Origin of the sequence: Streptomyces sp. NRRL S-87 (genome assembly GCF_000719335.1) — a bacterium.
GTDB lineage: Bacteria > Actinomycetota > Actinomycetes > Streptomycetales > Streptomycetaceae > Streptomyces.
Window position 1 is genome coordinate 1 of the sequence record NZ_JOGB01000109.1, and the last position, 6,927, is coordinate 6,927.

The following is a 6,927-nucleotide window of genomic DNA, read 5'->3' on the forward strand; positions in this document are numbered from 1 at the left end:
GGCTTCGCCCTGGCCTGCGGCCACCCTCGGCCCGGGCCTGCCTCCGAGCCAGCCTGCCACCCCTGTCAAGCGCCTCCCCCACACACCACGGGACCCACCAGGCACCGCCAAGGATCCGGCGAGCCGGGACTGGCTGTGGGCGGACTCGCGCACGACGGTCGGCGGAGTGGCCGTCGGTGACCGGTCTGGGGGTCCTCAGGTGGATCTGTGGAGGGCGGGGCGTGCTTGACTTCGCAAGGGCGCGATATATCGTGTCTTGCGAGAGACGCGATATGTTGCGTCGCTCTTGGCCCCGATCCGAGGAGGATCAGCACGATGACCCAGTCGACGTGGACGGTCTCCGAGCCGCAGAAGCTCTCCTTCGACGCCCCGGTGGCGGAGGTCAGGGTCCGTGTCGTGAACGGCACGGTGAACGTCGTCGGCACCGAGGACGACGGACCCGCCCGGCTGGAGGTCGGTCGGATCGACGGACCGCCGCTGATCGTCACCCACGAGCACGGCACGCTGACGGTCGCGTACGAGGACATGTCCTGGAAGGGCTTCCTCAAGAGCTTCGAGAAGAACGGCTTCAGCCGAGAGAGCTGGCAGCGCAGCGCCGAGGTGACCCTGACCGTGCCGGCCGCGGCCCGGGTCGAGCTCGGTGCGGTGGGCGCCGCCGCGGTGGTCTCCGGCATCCGGGGCGGTACCGAGGTCAAGGGAGTCAGTGGGGACACCGCGCTGGTGGGCCTGGCCGGCGCGGTGCGCGCGGACACGGTCTCGGGCAGCGTCGAGGCCCAGTCCGTGACCGGTGAGCTGCGGTTCAAGTCCGTGTCCGGCGACCTGACCGTGGTCGACGGGGCCGGGGCGTCCGTACGTGCCGACTCGGTCAGCGGCGACATGGTGCTCGACCTGGACCCGGCGGCGGGGCCCGCCGACATCGCCTTGACGTCCGTCTCCGGCGAGGTGGCCATCCGGCTGCCGCACCCGGCGGACGCGCGGGTCGAGGCGCACACCGCCAGCGGGTCGGTGCGGACCGCGTTCGAGGACCTGCGGGTCAGCGGCCAGTGGGGCGCCAAGCGCATCACGGGCACCCTCGGCGCGGGCACCGGAACCCTGAAGGCCTCCACCGTCTCGGGCGCCATCGCGCTGCTGCGCCGGCCGGCGGCGGACGCCGACCCCTTCACCGACGCCGGCGGCCCCGGCACCCCGCCCGCCCTCGACAAGAAGGTGCTCTGACATGCCGCCCGTCTTCGCCCACGGCCGTCTGCGCCTGTACCTGCTCAAGCTCCTCGACGAGGCCCCGCGCCACGGCTACGAGGTGATCCGGCTCCTGGAGGAGCGGTTCCAGGGCCTGTACGCGCCCTCCGCCGGCACCGTCTACCCGCGGCTGGCCAAGCTGGAGGCCGAGGGGCTCGTCACCCACACCACGGAGGGCGGGCGCAAGGTCTACTCGATCACCGACGCCGGCCGCGAGGAGCTGGCCGGTCGCGGCGGTGAGCTGGCGGACCTGGAGCTGGAGATCCGCGAGTCGGTCTCCGAGCTGGCCGCCGAGATACGCGACGACGTCCGCGGGGCCGCGGGGAACCTGCGGCGCGAGATGCGCGCGGCGGCCGCCGGGGCCGAACAGCGGCACGAGGAGACCTTCGCCGACAGCGAGGCGTGGCAGCACGCCAAGGAGGAGCTGCGCAAGGCCCGGCAGGAGTGGAAGGAGCAGGCCCGCCGGGCGAAGGACGAGAGCCGGCGTGCCCGCGAGGAGGCCAAGCAGGCCCGCCGCCAGGCCAAGGAGGCCCAGGACCGGGCCCGGGAAGAGGTCCAGCGGATCGCCCGGCAGCTGCAGGAGCAGTTCGCGCGCTCGGGCATGAAGGACGGGCTGAGCGACCTCACCACGCAGCTCGGCGGCTTCGCCCGGGGCGCCGCGGACGCCTTCCTCAAGCAGGACGGGTCGGCCCCGGCGGCCGACGCGGCGGGCTGGGCGGCCGACGCCGAGTCCACCGGCGACCCGGCCCGCGACCTGGACCGGCTGCTCGACCGGTTCCGCGACGACGTCCGTGACGCGGCCCGTGACCACGGCGTCACGGAGGAGCAGCTCGCCGCGGCCCGGGCCCGGCTCGCCGAGGCCGCCACCGTCATCGGCGCCGTCCTGCGCGGACGGTAGGGGCGCACTCCCCGCTCGAACGAAAGGGCCCCGGCGCCGGAGATCCCTCCGGTGCCGGGGCCCTTCGCGGGTTCCGGGCGTTACGCGCGGGCCACGCCGTCGGCGCGGGCGGCGGCGGCGACCGCGGCGGTGACCGCCTCGGCGACGCGCTCGTCGAACGGCGACGGGATGACGTAGTCGGCGGCGAGCTCGTCACCGACGACACCGGCGATGGCGTCCGCCGCGGCGATCTTCATGTTCTCCGTGATCCGGGAGGCGCGCACCTTGAAGGCGCCCGCGAAGATGCCGGGGAAGGCCAGGACGTTGTTGATCTGGTTCGGGAAGTCGCTGCGGCCGGTCGCCACGACGGCCGCGTACTTGTGCGCGACGTCGGGGTGGACCTCCGGGTTCGGGTTGGCCATGGCGAAGACGAAGGAGTCCTTCGCCATCGTGGCCACGGCCTCCTCGCCGACGGTGCCGCCGGAGACGCCGATGAACACGTCCGCGCCCTCGAGGGCCGACTCGAGCGAGCCGGTGCGGCCCGTCTTGTTGGTGAGGGAGGCGATCTCGGCCTTGACGTCGGTGAGGTCCGTACGGTCGGCGGAGACGACGCCCTTGCGGTCGGTGACGCACACGTCGCCGATGCCCGCGTCGACCAGGATCTTGGCGATGGCGATGCCCGCCGCGCCGGCACCCGAGATCACCGCGCGCAGGTCGCCCAGGGTGCGGCCCGTCAGCTTGGCCGCGTTGCGCAGGGCCGCCAGGGTCACCACGGCCGTGCCGTGCTGGTCGTCGTGGAAGATCGGGATGTCGAGGGCCTCCTGGAGGCGGCGCTCGATCTCGAAGCAGCGCGGCGCCGAGATGTCCTCGAGGTTCACGCCGCCGAAGGACGGGGCCAGGCGGATCACGGTCTCGACGATCTCGTCCGTGTCCTTGGTGGCGAGCGCGATCGGGACCGCGTCCACGCCGCCGAACTGCTTGAACAGGATGGCCTTGCCCTCCATCACGGGGAGGGAGGCCTCGGGTCCGATGTCACCGAGCCCCAGCACCGCGGTTCCGTCGGTCACGACGGCCACGACGTTGGACTTCCAGGTGTACTCGTGGACCAGCTCGGGCTGCTCGGCGATGGCGGTGCACACCTTCGCCACGCCCGGCGTGTACGCCAGGGACAGGTCGTCCTTGTCACGGACCGGGACGGTGGCCTCGATGGCCATCTTGCCGCCACGGTGCAGCGCGAAGGCAGCGTCCGGATTATTGTCCGTGACGCTGTCGCTGCGAGGATTGACGATCTCCGCTGCCACTTCTTTGACCCCTTAAGTCTTCATAGTTGAGGGTGACTCCACTCCTGGGTCAGGGGTGGGCGGGCACCGCGTTCGAGCTCCGAAATCGGCTGGCGGGTGAGCCCGCCTCCCTCGGAGGGGAGGTTTCGTACGCGCGGGCGCGCCGCACACGCGCCCTGAGCCCCGGATGAGGGGTGTAAGGATCTGTTGTACCCGAAGAGCCTCGTCCAGACGACTCGATTGCTGGTCGATCCTATGGGCATTGTCCGGTTTCGCCGTTAAGTCCGGCAGCCCTGGTCCACAGGTCGAGACGAGCAGTAAAAAGCACGGCTCGGAGGGGGTTACGCGCCAGAAACTTCGGCGACGATCACCCTTGTCCGCAGGCATGTTGGACAACTCCGGGCACCCGTTATCCGATTTTGACCTGGCTGGCCGTCCGATTCCCGAGGTCCGAATGGCAAGATGCGGAATCACACGAGGTCGCGACACTCGAAGGTGCGTGCCGGACCTCCTTTTCGGCCGCTGTCCATCCCCATGCCGGAGGATCACGCTCATGACCGCAAGCACCACCCGTCGTACGACCGCCACCCGGTCCCGGATCGCCGCGGTCGGCGCCGTCGCGGTCGCAGGCAGCCTCCTGCTGGCCGGCTGTGGCGACCAGACCGACGCGGGCAGCAGCTCGTCGTCGTCCGAGTCCCCGGCCTCCAGCGCCGCCCCGCTCTTCGCGAAGCTGCCGAAGAAGTACCAGGACTCCAAGGTCATCAAGATCGGCACGGACGCCGCGTACGCCCCCATGGAGTTCACCGAGGGCGGCAAGATCGTCGGCGTCGACCCCGACCTCGCCGAGGCGCTGGGCAAGCAGCTCGGTGTCAAGATGGAGATGGTCTCGGGCACCTTCGACGGCCTGATCACCTCGATCTACACCGGCCGTCAGGACCTGATCATGTCCTCGATGACGGACAACAAGAAGCGCCAGGAGGGTCTGGACGACTCCGGCAAGAAGATCGGCAAGGGCATCGACTTCGTCGACTACTTCTCGTCCGGCGTCTCGCTGCTGGTCAAGAAGGGCAACCCGCAGGGCGTCAAGTCCCTCGACGACCTCTGCGGCAAGACCGTCGCCGTCCAGCGCGGCACGATCTACGAGGACACCTTCAAGGCCCAGGCCACGAAGTGCGGTGACAAGAAGCTCACCATCCAGGCCTTCGACACCGACGCCGAGGCCCAGACCCGCGTCAAGGCCGGCGGCGCCGTCGCCGACCTGAACGACTACCCGGTCGCGGCGTACATCGCCAAGACCTCCGGCGGCGGCAACGACTTCGAGGTCGCCGGCAGCCAGGCGGACGTCGGCCTCTTCGGCATCGGCGTCTCCAAGGACAACACCCAGCTCCGTGACGCCGTCAAGGAAGCCCTCGACGCGATCATCAAGGACGGCTCCTACGCCAAGGTCCTGGAGAAGTGGAACGTCAAGGACAGCGCGGTCACCCAGGCGACCGTCAACGCCGGCAAGTGATCTCCGCGCTCCACTGAAGGGCAGTCATTGTGACTGACAAGATCGACAAGGGCTCGGCCGCCGCTCCGGCCGGGCCCGGCGCCTCGGGTGTTCCGTTCGAGGCGATCAAGGCCATCCCCGTGCGCCACTGGGGCCGCTACGTCAGTGCCGTAGTGGTCGTGGCGCTCCTCGGCTGGCTCCTCTACGCCTTCTCCCAGGGCAACATCATCTGGGACACGGTGTGGGACAAGCTCTTCGACCCCTCGGTCCTGAGCGGTCTGTGGAAGACCATCGTGATCAGCGTGGCCTCCATGGCCCTCGGCCTGGTCCTCGGCATCCTCTTCGCGGTGATGCGCCTCTCGAAGAACCCGGTCACCGGGGCCGTCTCCTGGCTCTACATCTGGTTCTTCCGCGGCACGCCGGTGTACGTGCAGCTGCTCGTCTGGTTCAACCTCTCGCTGATCTTCCAGTACCTCAACCTGGGACCGATCTACAAGAACGAGATGGTCGACGTCATGACCCCGTTCATGGTCGCGCTCCTGGGCCTCGGCCTGAACGAGGGCGCGTACATGGCGGAGATCGTCCGGGCCGGCATCCAGTCGGTCGACGAGGGCCAGACCGAGGCCGCCCACGCGCTCGGCATGTCGCAGACCAAGACCATGTGGCGGGTCGTCCTGCCGCAGGCCATGCGGGTGATCGTGCCCCCCACGGGCAACGAGTTCATCAACATGCTCAAGACGTCGTCGCTGGTCTCGGCCGTCCAGTACACCGAGCTCCTGCGCGCCTCGTCGAACATCGGCAACACGGCCGGCGCCGTCATGGAGATGCTCTTCGTGGCCTCCATCTGGTACCTGGCCCTGACCAGCGTCTTCAGCGTCGGCCAGTACTACCTGGAGCGCCGCTTCGCCCGCGGCTCCACCCGCAACCTGCCGCCCACCCCGTTCCAGCGGCTGAAGGCCAACCTGAACATGTTCCGCCGTACGGAGGTCGCCCGATGAGCGCCCAGCCGATGGTCAAGGCCGAAGGCGTCCACAAGTCCTACGGCGCCGCCCACATCCTGCGCGGGATCGACCTCGAGGTCGCCCCCCGCGAGGTCTTCTGCCTGGTCGGCCCGTCCGGCTCCGGCAAGTCCACCTTCCTGCGCTGCATCAACCACCTGGAGCGCATCAACGGCGGCCGGCTCTCGGTCGACGGCCACCTGGTGGGCTACCGGCAGAAGGGCGACAAGCTCTACGAGCTGAAGGACAGCGAGGTCGCCGCCCAGCGCCGCGACATCGGCATGGTCTTCCAGCGCTTCAACCTGTTCCCCCACATGACGGCCATCGAGAACGTCATGGAGGCCCCGGTCCAGGTGAAGCGGGAGTCCAAGGCGGTGGCCCGCGAGCGCGCCGTCCGCCTGCTCGACCGCGTGGGCCTCGGTGACAAGGGGAACAACTACCCCTCGCAGCTCTCCGGCGGCCAGCAGCAGCGCGTCGCCATCGCCCGTGCGCTGGCGATGGAGCCGAAGCTCATGCTGTTCGACGAGCCGACCTCCGCGCTCGACCCCGAGCTGGTCGGCGACGTCCTCGACGTCATGCGGGACCTCGCCGAGTCGGGCATGACCATGATCGTGGTCACGCACGAGATGGGCTTCGCCCGCGAGGTCGGCGACAACCTGGTCTTCATGGACGGCGGTGTCGTGGTCGAGTCCGGCCACCCGCGCGACGTCCTGACCAACCCGCAGCACGACCGCACCAAGGCGTTCCTGTCCAAGGTGCTGTAGTCGGTCGGTCGTTCCAGTCGGTTCGCGTAGGTTCGCGTAGTAGGCGCAGGGGCGGTACGGGTCTTCCGTACCGCCCCTGCGGCGTTCGTGCGTCTGGGGGCTGGGGTTCGCGGGCCGTTCGTGGGTCGGTCGGGGGCTGGTCGTGGGCCGGTCGTAGGCCGGTCGTAGGCCGGTGTCGGGGTGGGCTCTCGCTTCGTGGGGCCGTCCCGTGGTGTGTGGGTCCCCTCGCCTCTTGACCCGTCATGGCCTGCAGGCCCTGCGGCAGGCCCACCCCTGGGGCTTT

At 69.9% G+C, this 6,927-nt stretch carries 6 protein-coding genes; 5 read left to right on the top strand and 1 reads right to left on the bottom strand.

Going from position 1 to position 6,927, the window contains the following annotated elements:
* Positions 1-315 precede the first annotated feature (315 nt).
* Positions 316-1,215 carry a DUF4097 family beta strand repeat-containing protein gene (locus tag IF43_RS0134875; RefSeq protein WP_037891390.1) on the top strand — a complete coding sequence of 300 codons (900 nt, stop codon included), beginning with the start codon at positions 316-318 and terminating at the stop codon, positions 1,213-1,215.
* A gap of 1 nt (position 1,216) precedes the next feature.
* On the top strand, positions 1,217-2,134 hold the full coding sequence (locus IF43_RS0134880) for a PadR family transcriptional regulator (protein WP_030210704.1): 918 nt from the start codon (positions 1,217-1,219) through the stop codon (positions 2,132-2,134).
* An 80-nt stretch (positions 2,135-2,214) separates the two neighbouring features.
* On the opposite strand, the gene IF43_RS0134885 is transcribed toward IF43_RS0134880, so the two are convergent.
* Positions 2,215-3,414 (bottom strand): NADP-dependent malic enzyme, encoded by a 1,200-nt coding sequence (locus IF43_RS0134885; RefSeq protein WP_030210706.1) that lies wholly within the window; start codon positions 3,412-3,414, stop codon positions 2,215-2,217.
* 532 nt (positions 3,415-3,946) lie between these two features.
* Between IF43_RS0134885 and IF43_RS0134890 the strand changes: the two genes are divergently transcribed.
* From IF43_RS0134890 to IF43_RS0134900, 3 genes are read left to right on the top strand one after another with little or no spacing between them, the layout of a single operon-like run.
* Positions 3,947-4,903: an ABC transporter substrate-binding protein gene (locus tag IF43_RS0134890; protein ID WP_030210707.1), complete on the top strand. Its 957-nt coding sequence runs from the start codon at positions 3,947-3,949 to the stop codon at positions 4,901-4,903.
* A gap of 29 nt (positions 4,904-4,932) precedes the next feature.
* Entirely contained in the window at positions 4,933-5,880 is a 948-nt protein-coding gene (locus IF43_RS0134895; protein ID WP_030210709.1) for an amino acid ABC transporter permease, read from the top strand.
* Positions 5,877-6,644: an amino acid ABC transporter ATP-binding protein gene (locus tag IF43_RS0134900; RefSeq protein WP_030210710.1), complete on the top strand. Its 768-nt coding sequence runs from the start codon at positions 5,877-5,879 to the stop codon at positions 6,642-6,644. Before IF43_RS0134895 ends, IF43_RS0134900 begins: the two co-directional genes overlap by 4 nt.
* Positions 6,645-6,927: the final 283 nt, after the last annotated feature.

What these genes read in the sequence shown, in the direction of transcription:
- IF43_RS0134880 (WP_030210704.1), top strand. Translation starts at nt 1,217, where the DNA reads ATGCCGCCCGTCTTCGCCCACGGCCGTCTGCGCCTGTACCTGCTCAAG.
- IF43_RS0134890 (WP_030210707.1), top strand. Translation starts at nt 3,947, where the DNA reads ATGACCGCAAGCACCACCCGTCGTACGACCGCCACCCGGTCCCGGATC.
- IF43_RS0134875 (WP_037891390.1), top strand. Translation starts at nt 316, where the DNA reads ATGACCCAGTCGACGTGGACGGTCTCCGAGCCGCAGAAGCTCTCCTTC.
- IF43_RS0134900 (WP_030210710.1), top strand. Translation starts at nt 5,877, where the DNA reads ATGAGCGCCCAGCCGATGGTCAAGGCCGAAGGCGTCCACAAGTCCTAC.